This window comes from Allobranchiibius huperziae (genome assembly GCF_013410455.1).
GTDB classification, from domain to species: Bacteria; Actinomycetota; Actinomycetes; order Actinomycetales; family Dermatophilaceae; genus Allobranchiibius; species Allobranchiibius huperziae.
This window is the reverse complement of the sequence record NZ_JACCFW010000001.1, coordinates 2,873,935-2,899,469: the sequence shown is the minus strand read 5'-3', so window position 1 is coordinate 2,899,469 and position 25,535 is coordinate 2,873,935. Positions and strand designations below refer to the sequence as shown.

Sequence of the window (25,535 nt, the reverse complement as noted above, 5' to 3'; positions counted from 1 at the left end):
CGCCCCCGGCGCGTTGCCGGGGGCGTGCCTCAGAGTCCGGCGATCGCCGCTGCGGGGTCCTCGATCGCATCGGCCACGCATCGCATGAAACCCGCGGCAGTCCCGCCGTCGCAGACGCGGTGGTCGAAGACGAAGCTCATCTGGGTGATCCTGCGTGCGCAGATCTGTCCGTCCACGACCCAGGGCCGATCCAGGATGCGGCCGAAACCGAGGATCGCGACCTGAGGGTGATTGATGATCGCGGCGCTGCCGTCGACGCGGAAACTGCCGTAGTTGTTGAGCGTGAACGTCCCCGCGCTCAGTTCCTCGGTGGTGTTGCGGCCCTCGCGCGCGGTCGCCGTCACCCGCCGGATGGCCGTGTCGAGCTGCGAGGTCGTCATCGCGTCCGCGCCGATCACTGCGGGCACCACCAGGCCCCGGTCGCCCTGCACCGCGATCCCCAGGTTCACATGCGGCAACTGCACGATCTCCTGTCGCTCGGTGTCCAGTCGCGCGTTCAGCACGGGGTACTGCTTGAGCGCGGCGACCGTGAAGCGCGACAGGTACGCGAGCAGGCCAGGTCCGGATGAGCCGGCGGCACGGGTGCGCTCGCGAAGCTCCCACAGTGCGGTGGCGTCCACATCGACCCACACCGTCGCCTCGGGGATCTCCGACCTGCTGCGGCTCAGCGCCGCCGCAGCGGCCTTGCGGAAGCCGTTGAGCGGGATGCGCACCTCGCCGGTGACCGGCCCGACCGCGGGGACGGGGGCCGCCGTGGATCGCGCGGCCGAGGAGCGCTCGACGTCGGCGCGGGTGATCACTCCGCCGGCCCCGGTGGCCTCGATGGCGTCCAGGCGCAGACCGCGCTCGCGGGCCAGGCTGCGGACGAGGGGAGAGATCACGAGCGGCACCCGCTTCGCGGCGGCGGGGGCGGCAGGTTCGGCGCGGTGGCCGTTCGGCGCCGAGGCCGCGGGCAGCATCGTGTCCCTGCTGGACGCAGCAGGCGGGGCAGACACAGAAGATGCGGCAGCGGCGTGGGCTGCGCGCGGTCGACGCCGCCGACCGGTGGGGGCGTCGCTGGAGGTGCCGTAGCCGATGAGGACGTTGCCGGACCCGGCGCGTTCCTCCTCGCGGTAGCTCGCAGCGGACTCTTGCGCCGGGGTGGCGTCGGGGGAGGGCGTCGAGATCGCACTCGCCACCGTGATCAGCGGCCGGCCGACGTCCAGGGTGCTGCCCTCGGCGGCGTGCAGCGTGGCCACGACGCCGGCGAACGGCGACGGCACCTCGACGACCGATTTGGCCGTCTCCACCTCCACGATGCTCTGGTCCACGACGACGGTGTCACCCTCGCTGACCAGCCACCGCACGATGTCGGCCTCCGTCAGCCCCTCGCCCAGATCGGGGAGCAGGAAGGTCTGGTCGCTCACTGGTCCTCCCACTGCAGATCGTCGACGGCGTCGAGCACCCGGTCGACGCTCGGCAGCTGGAAGTGCTCCAGCTTCGGCGGGGGGTAGGGGATGTCGAAACCGGTCACCCGGCCGATCGGCGCGGCCAGCGAATGGAAGCAGCGCTGCGTCACCCGGGCGACGATCTCCGAGGACACGCTCGCGAAGCCGGCGGACTCGGCGACCACGACGGCGCGACCGGTGCTGCGGACCGCGGCGGCGACCGTCTCGTCGTCGAACGGCACGATCGAGCGCAGGTCGACCACCTGCAGGCTGCGACCCTCCTGGGCGGCGACCTCGGCGGCCTCGAGGGCGACCGGCACCGACGGGCCGTACGCGATGAGGGTCGCGTCGGTCCCCTCGCGGCGTACGACAGCGGTGCCGATGCCGGGTCCGTCCGTTCCCAGCGCGACCTCCTCCTTGCTCCAGTAGAGCTTCTTGGGCTCCATGAAGACCACCGGGTCGTCGGAGGCGATCGCGGCGCGCAGCAGCGTGTAGGCGTCGCTCGGAGTGGCCGGTGTCACGACGTGCAGCCCGGGCGTGTGGGCGTAGTAGGCCTCCGAGGAGTCGCAGTGGTGCTCCACGCCGCCGATGCCGCCGCCGAACGGCACCCGGATCACCATCGGCAGGTGCACCCGCCCGCGCGTGCGGTTCCTCATCTTGGCCACGTGGCTGACGATCTGCTCGAACGCCGGGTAGCCGAACGCGTCGAACTGCATCTCCACGACGGGGCGCATCCCGTTCATCGCCATCCCGACGGCCATCCCGACGATGCCGGACTCCGCCAGTGGGGTGTCGAAGCACCGGGTGTCGCCGAACCGCTCGTTGAGTCCGTCGGTCACCCGGAAGACGCCGCCCAGGGCGCCGACGTCCTCGCCGAACATCAGCACGGAGTCGTCGGCGAGCATCGCGTCCCGCAACGCCCGGTTGAGCGCCTGCGCCATGGTGAGCTTCTCGTGTTCGATCGTGCTCATCGCCCGGCCACCTCTCGGCTCGACTCCTCGGCCACCTGCGCGGCCTGCTCACGTAACTGGGGGGTCTGTTCGGCGTACACGTAGGCGAACAACTCGCGTGCGTCCGGCTCGATGTCCCGGTTGAGTCCCTCGCGCACGTGCTCCGCCACCGCGTCCGCCGCCGCCCTGGCCTGCTCATGCGTCTCGTCGGTCATCAGGCCACGGCTGCGCAGGTGCTTCTCCAGCCGTGTCAGCGGGTCCCGGTCGACCCACGACGCCACCTCGGAGTCGAGCCGGTAGCGCGTGGCGTCGTCGGCGTTCGTGTGGGCCTGCATGCGGTAGGTGTGCGCCTCGATGAGCTGGGGGCCCTCGCCGCGGCGCGCCCGCTCGACGGCGTCGCCGAGCACCGCGAGCACCGCGGCGATGTCGTTGCCGTCGACGCGCTGCCCGGGCACGCCGTAGCCGATGCCCTTGTGCGCCAGCGAAGCCGCAGCGGACTGACGTGCCAGCGGCACGGAGATGGCGTACTCGTTGTTCTGGATGAAGAAGACGACGGGCGCCTTGAAGACGGCCGCGAAGTTCAGGGCCTCGTGGAAGTCGCCCTCACTGGTGCCGCCGTCGCCGGTCAGTGCCATCACCACCGTGGACTCCCCGCGCAGGCGCGCGGCGTGGGCCACGCCCACCGCGTGCGGCAACTGGGTGGCCAACGGGGTGGTGGCCGGCGCGACCTGCGTCTCGTACGGGTCGTAGCCGCTGTGCCAGTCGCCCTTCAGCAGCGTCAGCACGTCGACCGGGTCGACCCCGCGCTCGACCGCCGCGACCGTGTCGCGGTAGGTGGGGAAGAGCCAGTCGCCCTGCTTCAGCACGTGCGCCGCCCCCACCTGGCACGCCTCCTGCCCATGCGAGGAGGGGTAGACCGCGAGGCGGCCCTGGCGCACCAGGGCGTTCGCCTGGTCGTTCAGCCTGCGTGCCACGACGAGGCGCTCGTACGCGCGGAGCAGGTCTGCGTCCGACGGCAGTTCGTAGCGCTCGCTGCCCGATCCCTGCACCTTCGTGCCATCGGCATCGATGAGCCGGACCGGATCGTCCGCCGGCAGGAGACCCAGCACGTCCTCAGATGTCATGGGGAGATGCTGCGCGGAGCGCCAGTCGTACGCAACACCCGGGTCGAAACGGAGATAGAGTGCTCGATCAAGACTCGCCTGGTGACCATTCGTCCAGAAGAGCGCGCTGCCGGCCCGGAAGAGTGAGACAGATGACACCGCTGGACGTCATCGACACCAGGATCCTGGTCGAGTTGTCCAAGGACGGGCGTATGTCGGTCCGTGCACTGGCGCAACTGCTGCACATCTCCCGCGCCAACGCGTACGCGCGCGTGGACCGACTCCAGCAGTCTGGCGTGATCCGTGGCTTCCGCGCCGATCTCGACCCGGTCGCCACCGGCCTCGGCACGACGGCGTACGTGACCCTGAACCTGCGTCAGGCGGACTGGCGGGTGGTCCGCGAGCGGCTCCGAGAGTTGCCCGGTGTCGTGCACATCGGGCTGGTCGGCGGTGAGTTCGACGTGATCCTGCTGGTGCGGGCCATCGACAACGCCCACCTGGGCCGGCTCGTGCTGGGAGTGATCCAGGAGATGCCCGGAGTGGTCAACACCCGCACCTTCCTCGTGTTCGAGGAGCCGACGCTCGACGCCACGGCCGCGATCTTCGACCGGCTGTGAGCAGCGCCCGCCCGGGGATGGAGTGTCCGCTGGGAGCCGGCGCCCAGCGCGGGTTCGCGCCACGTCGCGGCGGTCGCGTACACTCGATCGCTGGGTGGTTGACCGCAACCACGCTGGCTGCTGTCCGGACCCGGTGGGTGCGGCGGCAAGCGGCGAAGGGCGGTCGTGCCACCCGGGGTTGCATTCTGGTGACCCGTGAAGGGCACTAGCTCAACTGGTAGAGCACCGGTCTCCAAAACCGGGGGTTGGGGGTTCAAGTCCCTCGTGCCCTGCGTCGACAACGTCGGCCGGAGCAGGACATCCACGTCCGGCGTCGACCGATGAGGACAAGCCGATGCAGACGTACCTCAGACGAGAAGAAGCAGACGAGAAGAAGGAGCGCCGCCGGTGACGGATGCCAGCACGACCGCTGCACAGCGCGGTGCGAGCGCGGGCACGCCTGCCCGCAGGGGCCTGGTCGCCCGGCTCGTCCTGTTCATTCGTCAGGTCATCGACGAGCTGCGCAAGGTGGTGCGCCCCACCCGGCAGGAGCTGCTCAACTACACCGCGGTGGTGGTGGTCTTCATCTGCCTGGTGATGGGCTTCGTCGTCGGCCTGGACCAGGTCTTCGAGCGTCTGGTCAGCTTCGTACTCGGAGAGTGACTACGTCGCCGAACCGACGTACGCGCAGGAACAGCCGGCACCGGCAGATCGCCTGGGCGCGCCCCGCACGACACACGCACGACGCAATGAAGGAAGCAGGTCAATGACGGATCAATGGACGCCCGAGAGCGCCGAAGCCGACGAGGCGGACGCAGCGAGGGTCGATTCCGGAGCCGGTGAGACGGCGTCCGCGGACGACACCCTTGCGGCCGAGCTGGACGCGGAGAGCGCCGACGGCGACATCGACTCCGAGCAGCGCGCGACCCCCGACCCGGGTGACGTGGCCGCCGACGACGTCGACGTCACCGATCTCGACGAGACCAGCACCGAGGACGTCGACCTGTCCGGCATCCCGGACGCCCCCGAGGTCGAAGAGGGCACCCAGGCCGAGGTCGACGCCGAGGCCGATGAGGCCGACGTCGCCGCTGAGGAGGAGGCGGAGGAGGACGGGCTGACCGCCGACGAGGACCCTCGCGAGACCTACATGGCGGAACTGCGCTCGCAGTTCGGCGAGTGGTACGTGCTGCACTCCTACGCCGGGTACGAGAAGCGGGTCAAGGCCAACCTGGAGACCCGCATCTCCAACCTCAACATGGAGGACTACATCTTCCAGGTCGAGGTGCCGATGGAGGAGTTCACCGAGATCAAGAACTCCCAGCGCAAGGTCGGCACCCGCGTCCGGATGCCCGGGTACGTGCTGGTGCGCATGGATCTGACCGACGAGAGCTGGGGCTCGGTGCGGCACACGCCCGGCGTCACCGGCTTCGTCGGCAACTCCCACCAGCCGTCCCCGCTGACGATCGACGAGGTCGTCACGATGCTGAACCCGGTCTTCGAGGAGCCCGAGGGCAAGGAGACCGGTCGTACGACGTCCGGCTCGGGCGCGCAGGGCAAGGGCGCCGAGGCGCCCGAGGTCGACTTCAACGTCGGCGAGTCCGTCACCGTCATGGAAGGGCCCTTCGAGACCCTTCCCGCGACGATCTCCGAGATCAACCCCGACACCCAGAAGCTCAAGGTGTTGGTGTCCATCTTCGGCCGGGAGACACCGGTCGAGCTGTCGTTCGAGCAGGTCGCCAAGATCTGATCGGCAGCACCGCCCTCGCCGCTGCGGCGAGGTTTGCAACCGGGTCATCGCCCACGGCGTGGGCCCATCACCAGGAAAAGGAAGTTCAGCATGCCCCCCAAGTCCAAGAAGGTCTCCGGCTTCATCAAGCTGCAGATCCAGGCCGGCGCCGCCACCCCCGCACCCCCGGTGGGTCCCGCGCTCGGTCAGCACGGCGTCAACATCATGGAGTTCGTCAAGGCCTACAACGCCGCGACGGAAGCCCAGCGCGGCAATGTGATCCCGGTCGAGATCACGGTCTTCGAAGACCGGTCCTTCACCTTCATCACCAAGACCCCGCCGGCCGCCGAGCTGATCAAGAAGGCCGCCGGCGTCGCCAAGGGCTCCGGTGAGCCGCACAAGACCAAGGTCGCCAAGCTGTCCAAGGCTCAGGTGCGCGAGATCGCCGAGCAGAAGATGAGCGACCTGAACGCGCACGACATCGAGCAGGCGTCGAAGATCATCGCCGGCACCGCTCGTTCGATGGGCATCGACACCGAGGCCTGATCGACTCTGCGCCGGCGGGCATCCCGTCCGCCGGCGTCCTGTGGCAGGGCCGGCTTCGGCCCGAGGACCACGACTCCACGCACCACCCCACAAGGAGCAGCACCATGAAGCGCAGCAAGTCCTACCGCGCCGCCGTCGAGAAGATCGACGCCGACGCGCTCTACAGCCCCCTCGACGCGGTTCGCCTTGCCAAGGAGACCTCGACCACCAAGTACGACGCCACGGTCGAGGTCGCGTTCCGCCTCAGCGTGGACCCCCGCAAGGCCGACCAGATGGTCCGCGGCACCGTCAACCTGCCGCACGGCACCGGTAAGACCGCCCGCGTGCTGGTCTTCGCCAACGGTGACCGCGCCGCAGCCGCCGAGGCCGCCGGTGCCGACTATGTCGGGTCCGACGAGCTCCTCGAGCGCGTCGCCGGCGGCTGGACCGACTTCGACGCCGTCGTCGCGACGCCGGACCTGATGGGCAAGGTCGGCCGTCTGGGCAAGGTCCTCGGCCCGCGTGGCCTGATGCCGAACCCGAAGACCGGCACGGTGACGATGGACGTCGCCAAGGCCGTCACCGAGATCAAGGGCGGCAAGATCGAGTTCCGCGTCGACAAGCACGCGAACCTGCACTTCATCATCGGCAAGACGTCCTTCGACGACAAGCTGCTGGTGGAGAACTACGGCGCCGCCCTCGAGGAGATCCTGCGCCTCAAGCCGGCCTCCTCCAAGGGCCGCTACATCAGCAAGGCGACGATGTCGACGACGATGGGTCCCGGCATCCCGCTGGACTCCTCCCGCACCCGCAACCTGCTGGAAGAGGCCACGGCCGACGCCTGATCGATCGACGTACGGAGCGCCCCCACCCTCTCGGGTGGGGGGCGCTTCGTCGTCCGCGCCCCGAACTCCAGGGAACCTGTCTAGGTTGACGGGCGTCGTACCGACACACGCCGCCACGAGGGGAACCCATGAACACTTCGCGCACGTCGACCCATCGACCGAGCACAGCCGCCGCAGTCGCTGTACTTGCCGCCGGCTCCATCTTCGTCGTGGGCTGCAGCTCCAGCGGGGGCTCGCCGGGAGTCACCTCGAGCAGCGGCAGCTCCAGCGCCACGTCCGGCGGCTCCAGCACGAGCTCCAGCACCCGCTCGACCTCGAGTTCCACACCGTCCAGCAGTGCGGCAGCGTCGTCGTACACCGCGGGCCAGAAGATCGGCGCGGGCACACTGCAGAACCGGATCAAGGCGGCCATCGTCAAGGCCGGCGGCACCTACTCCTCCACGACGACGTCCAGCGTCCTGACCTCGACGTCGCAGTCCAAGATCACCGGCGCCCGCACGGATGCGACCGTGCACGAGGTCATCCGGGGCAAGAAGGTGACGGTCATCATCGTCGACGGGGTGGCCTACATCTCCGGGACGGGACTCGGCGCCAAGCCCTACCTGAAGGTCACCAAGAACAGCACGGGCACCCTCGCAGAGAGCTTCAAACCGCTGCTCAACCTGGCCGGCGGGGGAAGCCTGAGCAACGCCGAGCAGTGGACGGTGGCGTCGTCCTCTGCCAGCGGCACCACCCTGACCGCATCGCCGGCCGCGGGCACGAACGTCACCGACACGCTCGATGCGAAGGGGCTGCCCGTCTCGACGGTGACCAAAGCCGCCACGGGCACCTCGACCATCAAGTACTACGACTTCGGCAAGCCGGTGACCATCACGGTGCCGCCGGCCTCCCAGGTCGCGGACATCAGCGGCGTGCAGTCCACCTGATCGGTGCGCCGGAGGGCCGATTTGGTCCTCCGGCCGCGCCGCTCCTAGACTGAGCGCACCAAAGACCGCCGGCTGCAGGCTCACCCGAGCCCGCCGAAGGTCCCGCCTTTCCAGGTAGGGCAACCAGCGCAGGTGAGCAAGAGGCAGATCCGACCATCGCGTCGGATCCGATGACGCGCGAGAGCGCAGTCGACACGAGCCCCGCGCCACCGCGCCGGGGCTCTTCTTCGTATGCGGGCCCATCACGCCGACGGCCACACCATCGAAGGAGGTCCGCATGGCGAAAGCTGACAAGGCTGCTGCCATCGCCGAACTGACGGAGAAGTTCCGTCAGTCCGATGCGGCCGTTCTCACGGAGTACCGCGGCCTGACCGTGGCGCAGCTCTCGCAGCTGCGCAGCTCACTGCGTGAGCACGCGACCTATGTCGTGGTGAAGAACACGCTGACCATGCGTGCTGCTGCCGATGCGGGCGTCACCGCCTTCGACGGCCAGCTGCAGGGACCGTCCGCGATCGCCTTCGTCACCGGTGAACCGGTCGAGGCGGCCAAGGGCCTGCGTGATTTCGCCAAGGCCAATCCGCTGCTCGTGATCAAGGGTGGTGTCCTCGACGGGAACACCCTCACGGCGGCTGACATCGACAAGCTCGCGGCTCTCGAGTCGCGAGAGACCCTGCTCGCCAAGTTCGCCGGAGCGATGAACGCATCGCTCAGTGGTGCGGCTGCGCTCTTCCAGGCGCCGCTGTCCCAGACGGCGCGCGTGGTCGAGGCGCTGCGCGCCAAGACCGAGCAGGAGGGTCCGGCCACCGCGCCGGCACCCGAGACCGACGTCGCCGAGGGTGGCGACGAGAGCTGACCTCCCTGCATCCGCAGGACGTCGGCAATCCACCAGTACATCCGCCACTCACGGCAGCAGTACCAACAGAAAGGACGCCACCTCATGGCGAAGCTCAGCACTGACGAGCTCCTTGACGCGTTCAAGGAAATGACCCTCATCGAGCTCTCCGAGTTCGTGAAGCAGTTCGAAGACACCTTCAACGTGACCGCGGCCGCCCCGGTGGCCGTCGCCGCCGCCGGTGCCGGTGGCGCCGCCCCCGAGGCCGAGGCCGAGCAGGACGAGTTCGACGTCGTCCTGACCGCCGCGGGCGACAAGAAGATCCAGGTCATCAAGGAGGTGCGCGCCCTCACCTCCCTCGGCCTGAAGGAGGCCAAGGACCTCGTGGACGGCGCCCCCAAGGCCGTCCTGGAGAAGGTCGACAAGGCTGCGGCCGACAAGGCCAAGGAGCAGCTCGAGGGCGCCGGCGCGACCGTCGAGCTCAAGTGATCACCCGGGTGTGACGGGGCGTTCGCGCCCAGCCACGCCCACCCGCGCGTACTGCGCGTGAGCGGCGGGATCGACCTACGGGTCGGTCCCGCCGTTCGTCGTTTTCCAGGGAGGATCGCGCACGTTACCGGCCGGTAAGGCCGAAGTAAATTGTCTCTCCAGGCTTCGAATATTGCTTGTCGATCTTGTGCGTCTGGTGTGTGCTCATCCGCACGGACGCTCCAGACCGGGCGTCCGCGTCACGCACGCAACACACATGTCACGCAACGCCGACCCTCACGATGGGACACGTAACGCATGAGCAACGCACGCACAGCCTTTCGCACGATGAGCGGGCTCGCCGCCACCCTGGCGCTCGCCGCGGTCGCCGCAGGACCCGCGCACGCGAGCACCCCCGCCGCGCACGCCCAGCCGCACATCATCGGCGGAACGCAGGCCAGCTCCCCCTACATCGCCCAACTGGTCTTCCAACAGGGCAGCGGCACCTACGGCTGCACCGGTGAGGCCATCTCGGCCGACTGGGTGCTCACCGCCCAGCACTGCATCGACGGCACCAGCTCGATGAACGTCTACTTCAGCAACGACACCTCCAACCCGGGCCCGGCGATCGCGGCCGACGACTTCGAGGCTTCGCCGGACGGCGATGTGGCGCTCGTCCACCTGTCGCGCTCGGCCTCGATCGGGAGCTACGCGCCGCTCGCGAACTCCTACAGCCCCGCCTCCGGCGACTCGGGCACCATCTACGGCTACGGCCTGCGCGCCGGCGGCGCACAGCCGGACTACCTCTACAAGGCCGACGTGAACGTGCTCGGCTCCAGCACCGACGCCTACGGGGGACGGGCCGTGCACGTGCAGGGTCAGGACGGCGCGTCCAACCACGGCGACTCCGGCGGCCCCCTCTTCGTCGGCGGCGTGGTCGTCGGGGTGTGCTCGACCGGTGATACCGCCGACCCGGGCTCGGACATCCACGCGACGTCCAACTACGCGAACCTGACCGACAGCCGGGGATGGATCTCCAGCACGGCCGGCGTGTGACCGCCTGATCGACCGGTGGCAGGGCCGGCCCGGGAGATCACCCGGGCCGGCCCTCGCCCGTTCCGCCCAGCCTCCGTTCCCCCGTCCTGGCGGGCGTGAGTGCTCGCTGGTCCCGCCGTCCTCGTTGTGCTCGGCGTGCCCGTCGTGGGCGGCCCCGCGAAGATTTCTGGCGCGTGGTCCTTGACCCGGAAGTCTTCAGGGTGCACTCTCGGTGCTGCAAACCACGCAAGCGCGTCGGGACCGAGCGCCGCGATCACCAGCCAGCGCACGTACGCGCGGCCGGGGGATTCGCAGGCTGGCCGGTCCGGGTGCGTCCGACTGAAGACCGGTGACCGGTCCGAGGCGGTCGAAGCCTGGTGGCGGGTGGACAGCCCATGCCTTCAGGTGTAGTGTTGTGCTTTGCGCTGCCCTCCATCAGCCAATCCTCACTGTCCACGGCACTCACTTCGTGCGTCCTCATCGGCCCGGTCGGCTACTACCGCCGCGGTGAAGACACTCGATTTGCAGAGCCGGTGTCGCGCTGTCCGCGACCAGGACGACAGGGTCGGATGCCGGTTGGGAACGCGTGACCGAACCGCCCGCCCGTCAGGCCTGTGGAAGGACTCTCCTTGGCTGCCTCGCGCACTGCGACATCGAAACTCACTACGGCGAAGACGGCATCGGGCCGCCTCTCGTTCGCGAAGATTCGCGAACCGCTGGAAATGCCCGATCTGTTGGCTCCCCAGACGGAGAGCTTCGACTGGCTGCTCGGCAACGAGCGCTGGCAAGAGCGGGTCGCCGCGGCGAAGGCCGCCGGTAAGGCCGAGGTCAACGACCGCTCGGGTCTGGAGGACATCTTCGAGGAGATCTCTCCGATCGAGGACTTCGCCGAGACCATGAGCCTGTCGTTCCGCGACCACCGGTTCGAAGAGGTCAAGTACTCCATCGAGGAGTGCCGCGAGCGCGACATGACCTATGCCGCGCCGCTCTTCGTCACCGCGGAGTTCATGAACAACACCACGGGTGAGATCAAGAGCCAGACCGTCTTCATGGGCGATTTCCCGCTCATGACCGGCCGCGGCACCTTCATCATCAACGGCACCGAGCGCGTCGTCGTCTCCCAGCTGGTGCGTAGCCCCGGCGTGTACTTCGAGCGCAACCTGGACAAGACCTCCGACAAGGACGTCTACACCGCGAAGATCATCCCCAGCCGCGGTGCCTGGCTCGAGTTCGAGATCGACAAGCGCGACCAGGTCGGCGTCCGCGTCGACCGCAAGCGCAAGCAGTCGGTCACGGTCCTGTTGAAGGCCCTCGGCTGGAGCGAGGCCCAGATCCTGGAGACCTTCGGCCAGTACGACTCCATGCGCGGGACGCTGGAGAAGGACCACACCACCACCCAGGACGAAGCCCTCCTGGACATCTACCGCAAGCTGCGTCCGGGCGAGCCGCCCACCCGCGAGGCTGCCCAGAACCTGCTGGACAACCTGTACTTCAACGGCAAGCGCTACGACCTGGCCAAGGTCGGCCGCTACAAGGTCGACAAGAAGCTCGGCCTCGATGTCGCGCTCAACACCTCCACGCTGTCGGTCGACGACATCGTCGCCACCATCAAGTACCTGGTCGCGCTGCACGCCGGCGAGACCGAGATGGCCGGCACCCGTGAGGGCAACGAGGTCACGCTGCCCGTCGAGGTCGACGACATCGACCACTTCGGCAACCGTCGCCTGCGCAACGTCGGCGAGCTCATCCAGAACCAGGTCCGTACGGGTCTGTCGCGGATGGAGCGCGTCGTCCGCGAGCGGATGACCACCCAGGACGTCGAGGCGATCACCCCGCAGACCCTGATCAACATCCGCCCCGTGGTGGCCTCGATCAAGGAGTTCTTCGGGACCAGCCAGCTGAGCCAGTTCATGGACCAGAACAACCCGCTCGCCGGACTGACGCACAAGCGTCGACTATCCGCGCTGGGCCCGGGTGGTCTGTCCCGTGACCGCGCCGGCATGGATGTGCGCGACGTGCACCCCAGCCACTACGGCCGGATGTGCCCGATCGAGACCCCTGAGGGCCCGAACATCGGCCTGATCGGCTCGCTCGCGTCGTACGGGCGGATCAACCCGTTCGGTTTCATCGAGACCCCGTACCGCAAGGTCACCGAGGGTCGGGTCACCGACGAGGTCGTCTACCTGTCCGCCGACGAGGAGGACAAGTTCGTCATCGCGCAGGCCAATGCGGCCCTGACCGATGACGGCACGTTCGCCGAGGAGCGCGTGCTCGGCCGCACCAAGGGCGGCGAGGCCAGCGACGTACCGGCCGGCGAGGTCGACTACATGGACGTGTCCGCACGCCAGATGGTCTCCGCGTCCACCGCGCTGATCCCGTTCCTGGAGCACGACGACGCCAACCGCGCCTTGATGGGTGCGGCCATGCAGCGTCAGGCCGTGCCGCTGGTCCGCTCCGAGGCGCCGCTGGTCGGCACCGGCATGGAGTACCGCGCGGCACTGGACTCCGGTGACGTGGTCCGCGCCGAGAAGGCGGGCGTCGTTCAGGCGGTCTCTGCTGATCTGGTGAACGTCATGAACGACGACGGCACCTACTCGACGTACAAGATCGCGAAGTTCACCCGGTCCAACGCGGGCACCTGCTACAACCAGCGCGTCGTGGTCACCGAGGGTGACCGTCTCGAGGCCGGTGGCGTCATCGCCGACGGTCCCGCGACCGACGGCGGCGAGATGGCCCTCGGGAAGAACCTGCTCGTGGCGTTCATGCCCTGGGAGGGTTACAACTTCGAGGACGCGATCATCCTCAGCCAGCGTCTCGTGCAGGACGACGTGCTCTCCTCGATCCACATCGAGGAGCACGAGATCGATGCCCGCGACACCAAGCTGGGCCCGGAGGAGATCACCCGCGACATCCCCAACGTCGCCGAGGAGGTCCTCGCCGACCTGGACGAGCGCGGCATCATCCGCATCGGTGCCGAGGTCCGCGACGGCGACCTGCTGGTCGGCAAGGTCACGCCCAAGGGCGAGACCGAGCTGACCCCGGAGGAGCGCTTGCTGCGTGCCATCTTCGGTGAGAAGGCGCGTGAGGTCCGTGACACGTCGATGAAGGTTCCGCACGGCGAGACCGGCACGATCATCGGCGTCAAGGTGTTCGACCGCGAGGAGGGTGACGAGCTGCCCCCGGGTGTGAACCAGCTGGTGCGCATCTACGTCGCCAACAAGCGCAAGATCACCGACGGCGACAAGCTCGCCGGCCGACACGGTAACAAGGGCGTCATCGCCAAGATCCTGCCCGTCGAGGACATGCCGTTCCTGGAGGACGGCACCCCGGTCGACGTCGTGCTCAACCCGCACGGTGTCCCGCGCCGGATGAACCTCGGGCAGATCCTGGAGTTGCACCTGGGCTGGGCCGCCAGCCGTGGATGGGACATCGCCGAGAACACCGGCGACACCTCGTTCAAGTCCGAGATCGCCGCCGACGCGCACCAGGCCCCGCCCGGTTCCCGCGTGGCGACCCCGGTCTTCGACGGTGCGTCCGAGGGCGTCATCACCGGACTGCTCGATTCCACCCGTCCCACCAGGGACGGCAAGCGCCTCATCGGTGCGTCCGGCAAGACGCAGCTGTTCGACGGTCGCTCCGGTGAGCCGTTCCCCGAGCCCGTCTCGGTCGGCTACATGTACATCCTGAAGCTGCACCACCTGGTGGACGACAAGATCCACGCCCGTTCCACCGGTCCGTACTCGATGATCACCCAGCAGCCGCTCGGTGGTAAGGCGCAGTTCGGTGGTCAGCGGTTCGGTGAGATGGAGGTCTGGGCACTGGAGGCCTACGGCGCGGCGTACGCGCTGCAGGAGCTGCTCACCATCAAGTCCGACGACGTGATCGGCCGGGTGAAGGTCTACGAGGCCATCGTCAAGGGCGAGAACATCCCGGAGCCGGGCATCCCGGAGTCGTTCAAGGTGCTCATCAAGGAGATGCAGTCGCTGTGTCTCAACGTCGAGGTCCTGAGCAGCGATGGTCAGATCATCGACCTGCGTGACTCCGACCAGGAGGTCTTCCGCGCAGCGGAGGAGCTCGGCATCGATCTGTCGCGGCGCGAGCCCAGCAGCGTCGAAGAAGTGTGATCGCCACCCGTACGGCGGCGTGCGCAAGCCGCCGCCGTACGGGGATCGCTCTTCATCTCCTGACTAGCTAGAAACAAACGAAAGAAGGACAGCAACTGTGCTGGACGTCAACTTCTTCGACGAGATCCGCATCGGTCTCGCAACTGCCGAGGACATTCGCCAGTGGAGCCACGGCGAGGTCAAGAAGCCCGAGACCATCAACTACCGCACCCTGAAGCCGGAGAAGGACGGACTCTTCTGCGAGAAGATCTTCGGTCCGACCCGTGACTGGGAGTGCTACTGCGGCAAGTACAAGCGGGTGCGCTTCAAGGGCATCATCTGCGAGCGCTGCGGTGTCGAGGTCACTCGCTCCGCCGTACGCCGTGAGCGGATGGGCCACATCGAGCTCGCCGCCCCCGTGACGCACATCTGGTACTTCAAGGGTGTCCCGAGCCGCCTCGGCTACCTGCTCGACCTTGCTCCGAAGGACCTGGAGAAGGTCATCTACTTCGCCGCCTACATGATCACCTCGGTGGACGTGGACCAGCGGCACGCCGACCTGCCCTCCTTGGAGGCCCAGATCGAGGTGGAGAAGAAGGAGCTGGAGAACCGTCGCGACAACGACGTGAACACCCGCGCCGCCAAGCTCGAGTCCGACCTGGCCGAGCTGGAGAAGGAGGGCGCCAAGGCTGACGCCCGCCGCAAGGTGCGCGAGTCCGCCGAGCGCGAGATGAACCAGATCCGCAAGCGCTCGGACGCTCAGATCGAGCGCCTGACGCAGGTCTGGGACCGCTTCAAGAACCTCAAGGTCCAGGACCTCGAGGGCGATGAGGTCCTCTACCGCGAGATGCGGACCCGTTTCGGTCTGTACTTCGAGGGCGGCATGGGCGCCCAGGCGCTGCAGAAGCGTCTGGAGACCTTCGACCTCGTCGCCGAGGCCGAGTCGCTGCGCGAGACGATCGCGACCGGCAAGGGCCAGCGCAAGACGCGCGCCCTGAAGCGGCTGCGGGTCGTCATGGCGTTCATCCAGACCAAGAACAGCCCTGTCGGCATGGTCCTGGACTGCGTCCCGGTGATCCCGCCGGACCTGCGCCCGATGGTGCAGCTGGACGGTGGCCGCTTCGCGACCTCCGACCTGAACGACCTCTACCGTCGAGTCATCAACCGCAACAACCGCCTCAAGCGTCTGCTCGACCTCGGTGCGCCCGAGATCATCGTGAACAACGAGAAGCGGATGCTGCAGGAGGCCGTCGACAGCCTCTTCGACAACGGCCGTCGTGGTCGCCCGGTCACGGGCCCCGGCAACCGTCCGCTGAAGTCGCTGTCCGACATGCTGAAGGGCAAGCAGGGACGCTTCCGCCAGAACCTGCTGGGCAAGCGCGTCGACTACTCCGGCCGTTCGGTCATCGTGGTCGGTCCGCAGCTGAAGCTGCACCAGTGCGGTCTGCCCAAGCAGATGGCGCTGGAGCTGTTCAAGCCGTTCGTGATGAAGCGTCTGGTCGACCTGGACCACGCGCAGAACATCAAGTCCGCCAAGCGGATGGTCGAGCGTGCGCGTCCGGTCGTCTGGGACGTCCTCGAAGAGGTCATCACCGAGCACCCGGTGCTGTTGAACCGTGCGCCCACCCTGCACCGCCTCGGCATCCAGGCCTTCGAGCCGCAGCTGGTCGAGGGCAAGGCCGTGCAGATCCACCCGTTGGTCTGCACCGCGTTCAACGCCGACTTCGACGGTGACCAGATGGCGGTCCACGTGCCGCTGTCCACCGAGGCGCAGGCCGAGGCCCGCATCCTCATGCTGTCGAGCAACAACGTGTTGAAGCCGTCCGACGGCCGTCCCGTCACCATGCCCAGCCAGGACATGATCACCGGCATCTTCTTCCTCACCTCCGGTGACGGACAGGTGACCGTCGGTGAGGGCGACCAGGAGCAGCTGCGTTCCTTCGGCACCCCCGCCGAGGCGCGGATGGCGCTGGACCGTGGCGAGATCAAGCTCGGCTCGACGGTCCGGATCCGGCTCACCGACCAGGTGCCGCCGACCGGACACGCGCTGCCCGAAGGCGCTGTCGCCGACGAGCTCGGTCGCATCTCCAGCCTCACGCTGGAGACGACCCTCGGTCGGGTGCTCTTCAACGAGACGCTGCCCGAGGACTACCCCTTCCTCAACACCGCCATCGACAAGAAGGCGTTGTCGACGGTCGTGAACGACCTGGCCGAGCGTTACCCCAAGGCTCAGGTCGCCGCGTCCCTGGACGCGCTGAAGGAAGCCGGTTTCTACTGGGCCACCCGGTCCGGTTGCACCGTGGCCATCTCCGACGTCCAGACCCCCGGTCGCAAGCTGGAGATCCTGAGCGGTTACGAGGGCAAGGCCGCCAAGGTGCAGGGTCAGTACGAGCGTGGCCTGATCACCGACGATGAGCGCCGTCAGGAGCTCATCGAGATCTGGACCCAGGCCACCAACGAGGTCGCTGCAGAGATGCAGTCCAACTTCGACCCGAACAACCCCATCTTCCGGATGGTGTCCTCGGGTGCCGGTGGCAACTGGCACCAGGTCCGGCAGATCGCCGGTGCGCGTGGCCTGATGGCCAACCCGAAGGGCGAGATCATCCCGCGCCCGATCAAGTCCAACTTCCGTGAAGGCCTGTCCGTGCTGGAGTTCTTCATCTCCACGCACGGTGCCCGCAAGGGTCTGGCCGACACCGCGCTGCGTACCGCCGACTCCGGGTACCTCACCCGTCGTCTGGTGGACGTCAGCCAGGACGTGATCATCCGCGAGGACGACTGCGGCACCGACCGTGGCCTGACCCTGCCGGTGGCACAGCGTGCCGCCGACGGTTCGCTGACCGAGCACGACGACGTGGAGACCTCGGTCTACGCGCGGACGCTCGCCACGGACGTCGAGTCCGGCGGGGAGGTGCTGGCAGCTGCCGGCTCCGACCTCGGTGACGTCAACCTGGACCGGCTGCTCGCGGCCGGCGTGGAGAACGTCAAGGTCCGCTCGGTGCTCACCTGTGAGTCCCGGGTCGGCACCTGCGCCAAGTGCTACGGGCGGTCGCTCGCGACCGGCAAGCTGGTCGACATCGGTGAGGCGGTCGGCATCATCGCCGCGCAGTCCATCGGTGAGCCCGGCACCCAGCTGACGATGCGCACGTTCCACACCGGTGGCGCCGCGGGTGACGACATCACCCAGGGTCTGCCCCGCGTCGTGGAGCTGTTCGAGGCGCGTACGCCGAAGGGTGTCGCCCCGATCGCCGAGGCCGCAGGCCGCGTGCAGATCGAGGAGACCGACAAGGCACGTCGCATCCTGCTGACCCCGGACGACGGCTCGGAAGAGCACGCCTACCCGGTCAGCAAGCGTGCGCGGGTGCTGGTCTCCGACGGCGACCACGTCGAGGTCGGCGCGCTGCTCGTGCAGGGCGCCATCGACCCCAAGCAGGTGCTGCGCATCCTCGGCCCCCGTGCGGTGCAGAAGCACCTCGTGGACGAGGTGCAGAGCGTCTACCGCCAGCAGGGTGTCTCGATCCACGACAAGCACATCGAGGTCATCGTGCGGCAGATGCTGCGCCGGATCACGATCATCGAGGCCGGCGACACCGACCTGCTGCCCGGTGAGCTGGCCGAGCGCGGCCGGTTCGAGGACAGCTCGCGGCGCACCGTCGCCGAGGGTGGCCGTCCGGCATCGGGTCGTCCCGACCTGCTGGGCATCACCAAGGCGTCGCTCGCGACCGACTCCTGGCTCTCGGCGGCCTCCTTCCAGGAGACCACCCGGGTGCTCACCGAGGCGGCCATGCACGCCAAGAGCGACCCGCTGCTGGGGCTGAAGGAGAACGTCATCCTCGGCAAGCTCATCCCCGCCGGCACCGGCCTGACGCGTTACCGCAACGTGAAGGTCGAGCCGACCGAGGAGGCCAAGGCGGCGCTGTACGCCCTGCCGGACTACCAGAGCTACGACTACCCGTCCTTCGGGCCGGGGTCGGGCGAGGCCGTCCGCCTGGACGACGCGTCGCTCGGGCTCGACTGACCGACGTAGCAGAAGCGCGCCCCACGGACCGAGAGGTTCGTGGGGCGCGCTTCGTTCGTGAGGTTCAGTGCGGGCGAGGGGTGGGTCGTCGGCGGTGTGGTCGCTTTCCTGCGCCGGTGCCGGTTTGAGACGGCCTGGATGAGGCGCGTTGCCGTCCACTGCCGTTGTCGGCCGCCGGGTGCGTCGGAGTGTGGCGTTGCGGTCACTTTCCTAGGACGCACGTCGCCCGGGTGGATTACTGGCGCTGCGGTCACTTTCCTGCGCGAGGCAAGCCGGGAGCGGCAGCCGGAACGGGCGGCTCCTTCCAGGCGCCTCAGACATGACCCGACCGTGCAACCGGCCCACCGAGGTGGGTTGACGGTCGTGCGGTCACTTTCCGACCCGCGGCCTATCGGCGCAGGTGGGTGCCGGTCCTTCTTCTTACGTCGGTGCCGGTGTGCGGGGAACCCGCAGATCGGCGGTCAGCTGGGGCGGTTCAGCTGCCACGCGCTCGCGCCGGAGTCGCGGAAGCGCAAGGTGGCGTAGGGCGCCAGGGTCTTCGCGTGCTTCATGGTGTTCTCCTCGTAGACCCAGCGCACCCCCTTGTCCCACAGCTGACGTGCGGCGGCCGCGGTCGGGTGGGTGTAGAAGCCGTCGTTCAACTGCAGCAGTTGCGGATGCCAGTAGTCGATGGTCACCGAGTCGCGTCCGTGTGGAGCGAGCCGGGTAGCGGTGTTGGTCGCGGTCCAGCCCTCGATCAGAGCCTGCCGCTGGGAGAACGCCGTGACGAGCCAGCGGCGGGTGTCGCAGTGGTACGGGGCGCTCTGACGGGTGCAGTGCCGGTTGGTCATCACCAGGTCCTCGACGCCGGAGTGGTCGCGGATGTAGACGGCGGCGGCGATCTGGGCGTTCGAGCTGGCCCCGGCCTCACTGAGTTTGATGTGCTGGTGAGCTGAGGGCTCCTTGACGTTCGAGAGGTACTGGCCGTAGACCACCGGTCCGGACAGGACGACAGCCCCGGCAGCGGCGCTGAGGCCGATGCGCGCGCCGTACCGACGATCGGTGTCACGGGTCGCGATCACCGCGATCACGCCGGCCGCCACGAGGATGACGAGGCCGATCAGCACCGATTCCTCCAACCGCCGGAAGGTGTGTGTCCGAAGCGGTCCGAGGACCAGCGTCGGCAGAAGCACGAACGCCACGGCGCCCAGGCCGGCGAAGCCGAGCAGCAAGGCCCGCCCTCGCACGCTCAACGTACGCAGCACCCGGTCCGCCCCGATCGCCGTGGCGATGGCGGCGAGCGGGAGGGCGGTCAGTAGGAAGTACCCCTGGCTCTTGCCGGGGTGGGAGAACAACCCGGTCGCGGCGGCTCCCGCGATCGAGGCCCCGAGGAGCACCCAGATGACCGGGTCGCGCCGGTCCTCCCGGCGCCACAGCGCGGCGAATCCCAGCAACGCAGGCCCGAGCCCGATGAGGATGGTGATCGCGGAGAGGGCGCGCTGTTGGAAGTACGTCGGTGCGCCGCCAAGCTCACCCGCGAGCCGGGTCTGCTTGGCGGATTCGGTCACCCCCAGCATCAGGCCGGACGCGGACCCGTGGAAGACGATGGCGAGCGTGGCCACCAGCGCCACCCCCATCATCAGCAGGTCGACCACGAGATGCGGCACCAGACGTCGGCGCCAGATCAGCGCCGCGAGCAGAGCCAGACCCAGCCCGGCGATCACGACCGGTGCGGTCGACCCCTTCGTGCCGGTGGCGATGACGGTGAGGATCGGCACCATCACGATCGCGCCGCGTAGAGCCTCTCCCCGCCACCGCATGGCGAGGATCGCGATCAACGCCATCAGGGTCGGGATCCCCAGGCCCAGCGTGGGGGACTGCGGGGTGATCATCGGATTGATCGCCAGCGTCCGCACCGGCGCGGTCACACCCGCGAGTGACGCCAGAGCGACCGCCCCGAGGGCGATGCCGGCGCTGCGGGTCAGTCGCAGGCACAGGGCCGCGACGCAGGTCACCGAGACGATGGGCATGATCGCCGGCAGGAAGCGCATCAGCACCTCGTCCAGCGGCACACCGGTCGAGGCGGTCACCTGGGCGATCCACGCGTGCGCGAACCACTGGTAGCCGAGCGCCTCCCCGATGACCGTCGGCCAGGCGGCCGGGCCGCGTTCGAGCAGCTCGGAGGACAACGCCAGGTGCAGATAGGTGTCGACGTGCGGCTGACCCACTCCAGTGGCCCAGCGCGGCTGGTTCACGCGGAAGTACGCAACCAGCATCGGGAACGTGGACGCGGACAGCGCCGCGATACCCCCGCCGAGCCACCACGGCAGCGGCGACCAGCGTGCCGACATGATCCGGCGCCGCGTCACGGGGACAGCGAGCAGGAGCGCCGCGACCAGCAGCGGGAGCACCAGCGCGATCCACCGCTGGTGGCTGTACCCGGCGATCGTCTGGGTCGGCACGACGATCGCGATGCCCATCGCGAACCCCATCGCCAGGTCCTCGAGCAGCCAGCCGTCACGAGGGCGGACACACCGCCACAGCAGCACACCGGGCAGCAGCTGGGTCACGGCCACGCCGAGAACGGCGCGCACGACCTCCGACCCGGACAGGCCGTCGACGCCGGCGTACGCCAGATACAGGGCCAACACGGCCAGGAGAACCCAGTAACCGCCTGCGGTGCGTGCGAAAGCGGCGCGGCGGCGGACGGCAGGTAGGGTCTGGGTCGCGTGCACGGCGATACGGTAGCTGCAGGTTCTGCAAGGTTCGTTCAGGTTCGTTCAGCTACGGTGCGACACGTAGGGAGGCCGGACGAGCCGGCCCCACTCGATGGGAAGGACGCGGTGACGCGGCAGGACGACGCGGCGGTGCATGGCGGCGTGCCGGGCAGCCGTCGGTCTCGCTATTTCGAGACTCGGCTGGCACCCCACTCTTCACGGACGCGTCCTTCGATGCGGGCTTTGCCTTCAATCTGCTCGGGCTACTTCGCGACCACCGCTCCTCGCCCGGCATGCGGGTGGAGCTGGTCAGGCCCCGCTCCATGCTCTTGACCATGACATCCCCCGGCTCCCCCCTCTCGTCCTTGGTGGCGTGGTACCTGGCGGCGCCGGCCAAACCTCTTGCCGGTCAGATGCTCGTGATCACCGGCCGATCGAAGGAGTGAACATGCCCGACCGTCTCTCGCTCACGGTGGTGCTGCCCACCTACAACGAGAAGGACAGCATCGCCGCCTGCATCACGGCGTTCGAAGCCATGGCAGAGGTCGACGAGGTGCTCGTCGTCAACAACAACGCGGCCGCCGGCACCTCCGAGGAGGTCGCGAAGACCGGCGCCCGGGAAGTTCACGAGAGCCGCCAGGGCTACGGTGCCGCGATCCAGCGGGGGTTGCGCGAGGCGCGTACGGATCTGGTCGCTGTCTGCGAACCCGACGGCACCTTCGACCCCGCGGACCTGCGCAAGCTGCTCGCGTTCATGCCGGAGTGCGGCTTCGTGGTCGGCTCGCGCACGGTGGCCGAGTTCATCTGGGACGGCGCCAACATGGGCTGGTTCCTCAAGTGGGGCAACTGGGGCGTCGCCAAGTGGGTCGAGGTGCTTTACAACACCACCAGCCTCTCGGACGTGGGCTGCACGTTCCGGGTGATGACACGGGCCCACGCCGACCATCTGCTCAAGCACTCGACGCTCGACGGGTCGGCGTACGGCTTGGAGATGCTGCTCCTCACCGCCAAGAGCAGCACGAAGATGGTGCAGGTCCCGGTCAACTATCACCCACGGGTGGGGGAGTCCTCGGTCACCGGGGAGCTGCGCAAGACCATTCCGCTCGGCATGGAGATGTTCACCATGACTGCGCGCAAGCGCTTCACGTATCCCAAGAAGGAGCCGCGCGTTCAGGCCTCATCGTCCTCGTCTTCGTAGGCGGCAGTGAATGGTTCGCCGTTGCGCGAGACGAAGACGTGGTGCTTGTAGGCCCAGAAGCGGAAGACCGTGGCGAGTACCAACCCGATCCCGTTGCCGCTGATGTTGTCTGCCAGCTGCGAGTCGTAGCCGAGCAGGTAGTGCGAGACGGCCAGACACGCGGCGGCGATCGCGATCCCGACGGCCGACACCACTGCGAAGAGCAGGAACTCGTGGTGCATCCGGTCCCGGCGGGTATGACGGAAGGTCCAGTAGCGATTGCCGAGCCACGCCACGATGACCCCGGCGATGCTGGAGATGACCTTCGCGGAGATGGGGTAGTCGTGCAGCGGGCCGGGGCCCTCGATACGCAGCAGGTTGAACCCGCCGACGTCGGCGACGAAGCCGACGAAGCCGACCACGCCGAAGCGGAACGCTTGACGCAGCCCGCTGCCGTTGTGCGCCGCCGGTGAGGGGCGGACGGTCGCCTCATGGGTGGACATCGATGACTTCCGACGGTGGGTGACTGAGCGGGGACGACAGTACCAACGGGTTCCTGATGCCCTTCTCAGCCGCCAGGCCGGACCGTCGAACGGTGGCCGTACCCTGACCCGGTGACCCGGCGCTGGCTGATCGTGTGCGTGCTGGTGCTCGCATCCGGTCTGGGCGGGGTGCTCCTGACCTCGGTGCTCACCCACCGTCCCGCGTTGCAGCAGATCTCCCAACCGGGTCCGATCGTGGTCGTGCGGGTGCCGCAGCTGGATTGGAACTCCACCTCGACCACGGCGAACCCCACCCTCTACTCCCTGGCCCGCAAGGGCGCGGTCGGCGCGATGCTCACGCGGGATCTGTCCGGGCACAGCTGCACCGGTGACGCGTGGCTCACCCTGTCCGCCGGCACCCGCACGGCGGTCGGCGCCGTGGTGAAGGAGACCCTTCCCGGTGCCGCGGTCGGGCAGTGTCCGCGCGTGCCCACCGCCACCCTCACGAGTGCGAGCACCGGGTACTTCCCGCAGTGGTCGCAATGGCGCAAGATCGCGCTGTCCCGGACCCCCAAGGCGGACATCGGGCGACTGGCCTCCACGGCGGCGGCGGCCCATCAGTGCGTCACCGCTGTGGGCGCCGGCGCCAGCCTCGGGGCGGCGGACCGTCAGGGGAAGGTCGCGCACTACGTACCCCGCGTCTCACAGGCCGACTTCACGTCGTGCCCGATCACGCTGGTCAGCCTCACCACCGGTGACGACTCCGCCCTGCGTCAGGTCGTCGCCAAGGTCCCGGCCGACGCGACGCTCGTGGTGGCCTCGCTCGCGGACGACGCCTCCCGGGAGCATCTGCGCTCCGTCGTCATCACCGGGCCCGGTGTGCCGCACGGTCGCCTGACATCGCTGAACACTCGCCAGATCGGGATGATCGGCACCGTCGACCTGACCGCGCTGATCCTGCACCGGTTCGGAAGCGCGGCGCCCACCCTTCCCGAGGCCAGGGTCCCCTCGGTCGAGCCGTCCAGCAGCGCGTACGGCCCGGTCACCCTGGCGCGCGACCTCGGCCAGGAGCTGGCGGTCCAGCACTCCGTGTTGCGCACCTTCTTCCCGAGAGCCCTGATCATCGGAGCGGTGATCGTCGTGCTGGGCGTGCTCCTGTGGCGCCTGGGGGTATGGCGGACGCGGCGGGCCGAGCGTTCGACGGCGTCGCATCCCTTCCTGCGGGCCGGCATCGGGGTCACCGCCGGTGCGCTGGCGTCGCTGCCTGCGGCGACGTTCCTGATCGGGGTGCTGCCCTGGTACCGCACGGGCCATCCCGGCGTCGCGCTCACCGCCGGCGTCCTGCTGATCGCGGTCGCGATCTCGGTGATCGCGTGGGCCGGGCCCTGGCGGCGGCACCCGATCGGCCCGCTTCTGGTGATCCTGGTGGTCACCGGCTACACCGTCCTCGACGACGCCATGCACGGTTCCCGGCTGCAGCTCACCTCGATGATGGGTCTGCAACCGTTGTACGGCGGGCGCTACTACGGGATGGGCAACGTCGGGTACGCGATGCTCGCGACGAGCGCACTGCTCATCGCGGCCCTCTTGGCCGATGCCCTGATCAGGGCCGGCCGTCGCGACCTGGCGACCGCGACCGTGGTGCTCGTCGCGGTGCCGGCGATCCTCGTCGACGGTTCTCCCGCATGGGGCGCCGATGCCGGCGGCCCGGTGGCCATGATCCCGGCGTTCGCCTATCTCGCTCTGAACGCCGCCGGATTGCGGGTGACGTGGCAACGGGTGGCGATGATCGGCGGGTCGACCGCGCTGGTGGTGGGGGGACTGGCGGTCCTGGACTATCTGCGGCCGCCGAAGTACCGGACCCACCTCGGTGACTTCGTCGCGGGACTGCGCCACCACGGTCAGGCGGGGACCCTCGGCAGGATCGGCAAGCTCAACGCGCAGATGCTGACGTCGTCGCCGCTCACCCTCTTCGTGCCGCTCCTGCTCGTGCTCGCCGTCGTGGTGCTCGTGGCCCCGAGTCGACGCTTCAGCCGCCCCATAGCCCGGCTGTGGTCGCAGATCCCCTTCCTCGGCAACGGGCTCGCCGCCGCCGTGATCTGCTGGGTCATCGGCTTCTTCGCCAACGATTCCGGCACCGGCATCCCGCCGATCGGCATGCTGATCGCTGCTCCGTTGCTCGTGGTGCTCGCGACGATCCCCTCCCGGCAGCGGCATGAACGACCGGCCTCCGGGCACGCGGCGGACCTGCACCCGGCTCCGGAGGGATAGGGCGCCGAACGCGCACCGGGTGCCCGCGCGCGCGGCCCCGGAGTGGATTTGGAGCGGTATCACCGGCCCGGTACGCTTAAGGACTGTGCGTGGCTCTGCCCTGCGCTCGAACGACCGGCATGGCGCGGTGCACGGGAACAAACACGTGCGTTTCCGCGCTGAAGAGGTTGTTCGCGGCGCATCAGGCCACGACACACGCCCTCGCCGGGCAGCCTGACCGGATCGTGTCGATCGACACGGGATGTCAGGAAGTGCGGGGGAGGGCTCCGGCGTACGCCAGGCCGACACACCCGAGTGCGGGGGTCGGTAGGGGTGGCGCCGGCAATCCAAGGAATCGTCCGGGCAGCAGCCCGGG

The 25,535-nt window shown here is 68.7% G+C and carries 18 protein-coding genes and 1 tRNA gene; 14 read left to right on the top strand and 5 right to left on the bottom strand.

What is annotated here, in order from left to right:
* Positions 1-29: 29 nt before the first annotated feature.
* Genes HNR15_RS13655 through pdhA form a run of 3 tightly spaced genes read right to left on the bottom strand, consistent with a single transcriptional unit; the run spans position 30 to position 3,501 of the window.
* Positions 30-1,406: a 2-oxo acid dehydrogenase subunit E2 gene (locus HNR15_RS13655; protein WP_179482665.1), complete on the bottom strand. Its 1,377-nt coding sequence runs from the start codon at positions 1,404-1,406 to the stop codon at positions 30-32.
* Complete coding sequence (locus HNR15_RS13650; RefSeq protein ID WP_179482663.1) at positions 1,403-2,398, bottom strand: alpha-ketoacid dehydrogenase subunit beta; 996 nt, start codon at positions 2,396-2,398, stop codon at positions 1,403-1,405. Before HNR15_RS13650 ends, HNR15_RS13655 begins: the two co-directional genes overlap by 4 nt.
* Positions 2,395-3,501 carry a pyruvate dehydrogenase (acetyl-transferring) E1 component subunit alpha gene (gene pdhA / locus HNR15_RS13645; protein ID WP_179482661.1) on the bottom strand — a complete coding sequence of 369 codons (1,107 nt, stop codon included), beginning with the start codon at positions 3,499-3,501 and terminating at the stop codon, positions 2,395-2,397. Before pdhA ends, HNR15_RS13650 begins: the two co-directional genes overlap by 4 nt.
* A 131-nt stretch (positions 3,502-3,632) precedes the next feature.
* On the opposite strand from pdhA, the gene HNR15_RS13640 reads away from it, so the two are divergent.
* The 12 genes from HNR15_RS13640 to HNR15_RS13585 all read left to right on the top strand — a co-directional run bounded on the left by HNR15_RS13640 (position 3,633) and on the right by HNR15_RS13585 (position 18,554).
* Positions 3,633-4,097: an Lrp/AsnC family transcriptional regulator gene (locus HNR15_RS13640; protein WP_179482659.1), complete on the top strand. Its 465-nt coding sequence runs from the start codon at positions 3,633-3,635 to the stop codon at positions 4,095-4,097.
* A 199-nt stretch (positions 4,098-4,296) separates the two neighbouring features.
* A tRNA-Trp gene (locus tag HNR15_RS13635) sits at positions 4,297-4,369 on the top strand.
* Between the two features lie 115 nt (positions 4,370-4,484).
* Positions 4,485-4,739, top strand: coding sequence for a preprotein translocase subunit SecE (secE, locus tag HNR15_RS13630; RefSeq protein ID WP_179482657.1), 255 nt, complete (start codon positions 4,485-4,487; stop codon positions 4,737-4,739).
* 103 nt (positions 4,740-4,842) lie between these two features.
* Entirely contained in the window at positions 4,843-5,823 is a 981-nt protein-coding gene (nusG, locus tag HNR15_RS13625) for a transcription termination/antitermination protein NusG (RefSeq protein ID WP_179482655.1), read from the top strand.
* 90 nt (positions 5,824-5,913) lie between these two features.
* A complete protein-coding gene (rplK, locus tag HNR15_RS13620; RefSeq protein ID WP_179482653.1) occupies positions 5,914-6,348 on the top strand; it encodes a 50S ribosomal protein L11 in 435 nt (144 codons plus the stop codon).
* A 104-nt stretch (positions 6,349-6,452) separates the two neighbouring features.
* The gene (gene rplA / locus HNR15_RS13615; protein WP_179482651.1) at positions 6,453-7,172 is read left to right on the top strand and encodes a 50S ribosomal protein L1; all 720 of its coding nucleotides are present in this window, start codon (positions 6,453-6,455) and stop codon (positions 7,170-7,172) included.
* 128 nt (positions 7,173-7,300) lie between these two features.
* A complete protein-coding gene (locus tag HNR15_RS13610; RefSeq protein ID WP_179482649.1) occupies positions 7,301-8,098 on the top strand; it encodes a hypothetical protein in 798 nt (265 codons plus the stop codon).
* 277 nt (positions 8,099-8,375) lie between these two features.
* Complete coding sequence (gene rplJ / locus HNR15_RS13605; protein WP_179482646.1) at positions 8,376-8,951, top strand: 50S ribosomal protein L10; 576 nt, start codon at positions 8,376-8,378, stop codon at positions 8,949-8,951.
* Positions 8,952-9,035: 84 nt separating this feature from the next.
* Positions 9,036-9,419 carry a 50S ribosomal protein L7/L12 gene (gene rplL / locus HNR15_RS13600; RefSeq protein WP_179482644.1) on the top strand — a complete coding sequence of 128 codons (384 nt, stop codon included), beginning with the start codon at positions 9,036-9,038 and terminating at the stop codon, positions 9,417-9,419.
* Between the two features lie 297 nt (positions 9,420-9,716).
* Complete coding sequence (locus HNR15_RS13595) at positions 9,717-10,454, top strand: S1 family peptidase (protein WP_246305932.1); 738 nt, start codon at positions 9,717-9,719, stop codon at positions 10,452-10,454.
* A 608-nt stretch (positions 10,455-11,062) separates the two neighbouring features.
* Positions 11,063-14,557: a DNA-directed RNA polymerase subunit beta gene (rpoB, locus tag HNR15_RS13590; RefSeq protein ID WP_179482642.1), complete on the top strand. Its 3,495-nt coding sequence runs from the start codon at positions 11,063-11,065 to the stop codon at positions 14,555-14,557.
* 97 nt (positions 14,558-14,654) lie between these two features.
* Complete coding sequence (locus tag HNR15_RS13585) at positions 14,655-18,554, top strand: DNA-directed RNA polymerase subunit beta' (RefSeq protein WP_179482640.1); 3,900 nt, start codon at positions 14,655-14,657, stop codon at positions 18,552-18,554.
* A gap of 461 nt (positions 18,555-19,015) precedes the next feature.
* Here HNR15_RS13585 and HNR15_RS13580 read toward each other — a convergent pair whose 3' ends face one another.
* The gene (locus tag HNR15_RS13580; protein WP_179482638.1) at positions 19,016-21,268 is read right to left on the bottom strand and encodes a hypothetical protein; all 2,253 of its coding nucleotides are present in this window, start codon (positions 21,266-21,268) and stop codon (positions 19,016-19,018) included.
* A 430-nt stretch (positions 21,269-21,698) separates the two neighbouring features.
* Here HNR15_RS13580 and HNR15_RS13575 point away from each other — a divergent pair, with 430 nt between their 5' ends.
* Positions 21,699-22,448 carry a glycosyltransferase family 2 protein gene (locus tag HNR15_RS13575; protein ID WP_179482636.1) on the top strand — a complete coding sequence of 250 codons (750 nt, stop codon included), beginning with the start codon at positions 21,699-21,701 and terminating at the stop codon, positions 22,446-22,448.
* Here HNR15_RS13575 and HNR15_RS13570 read toward each other — a convergent pair.
* The gene (locus HNR15_RS13570; protein ID WP_179482634.1) at positions 22,421-22,930 is read right to left on the bottom strand and encodes a GtrA family protein; all 510 of its coding nucleotides are present in this window, start codon (positions 22,928-22,930) and stop codon (positions 22,421-22,423) included. The genes HNR15_RS13575 and HNR15_RS13570 overlap by 28 nt on opposite strands.
* A gap of 111 nt (positions 22,931-23,041) precedes the next feature.
* Between HNR15_RS13570 and HNR15_RS13565 the strand changes: the two genes are divergently transcribed.
* Positions 23,042-25,180, top strand: coding sequence for a hypothetical protein (locus HNR15_RS13565; protein WP_179482632.1), 2,139 nt, complete (start codon positions 23,042-23,044; stop codon positions 25,178-25,180).
* The last annotated feature ends 355 nt before the right edge of the window (positions 25,181-25,535 follow it).

Excerpts from the sequence above, each read along its gene's own strand:
- rplK (WP_179482653.1), top strand. The coding sequence starts at position 5,914 with ATGCCCCCCAAGTCCAAGAAGGTCTCCGGCTTCATCAAGCTGCAGATC.
- HNR15_RS13570 (WP_179482634.1), bottom strand. The coding sequence starts at position 22,930 with ATGTCCACCCATGAGGCGACCGTCCGCCCCTCACCGGCGGCGCACAAC.
- HNR15_RS13610 (WP_179482649.1), top strand. The coding sequence starts at position 7,301 with ATGAACACTTCGCGCACGTCGACCCATCGACCGAGCACAGCCGCCGCA.
- HNR15_RS13640 (WP_179482659.1), top strand. The coding sequence starts at position 3,633 with ATGACACCGCTGGACGTCATCGACACCAGGATCCTGGTCGAGTTGTCC.
- rplL (WP_179482644.1), top strand. The coding sequence starts at position 9,036 with ATGGCGAAGCTCAGCACTGACGAGCTCCTTGACGCGTTCAAGGAAATG.
- nusG (WP_179482655.1), top strand. The coding sequence starts at position 4,843 with ATGACGGATCAATGGACGCCCGAGAGCGCCGAAGCCGACGAGGCGGAC.
- HNR15_RS13650 (WP_179482663.1), bottom strand. The coding sequence starts at position 2,398 with ATGAGCACGATCGAACACGAGAAGCTCACCATGGCGCAGGCGCTCAAC.
- HNR15_RS13595 (WP_246305932.1), top strand. The coding sequence starts at position 9,717 with ATGAGCAACGCACGCACAGCCTTTCGCACGATGAGCGGGCTCGCCGCC.
- rplA (WP_179482651.1), top strand. The coding sequence starts at position 6,453 with ATGAAGCGCAGCAAGTCCTACCGCGCCGCCGTCGAGAAGATCGACGCC.
- rplJ (WP_179482646.1), top strand. The coding sequence starts at position 8,376 with ATGGCGAAAGCTGACAAGGCTGCTGCCATCGCCGAACTGACGGAGAAG.
- pdhA (WP_179482661.1), bottom strand. The coding sequence starts at position 3,501 with ATGACATCTGAGGACGTGCTGGGTCTCCTGCCGGCGGACGATCCGGTC.
- HNR15_RS13575 (WP_179482636.1), top strand. The coding sequence starts at position 21,699 with ATGCCCGACCGTCTCTCGCTCACGGTGGTGCTGCCCACCTACAACGAG.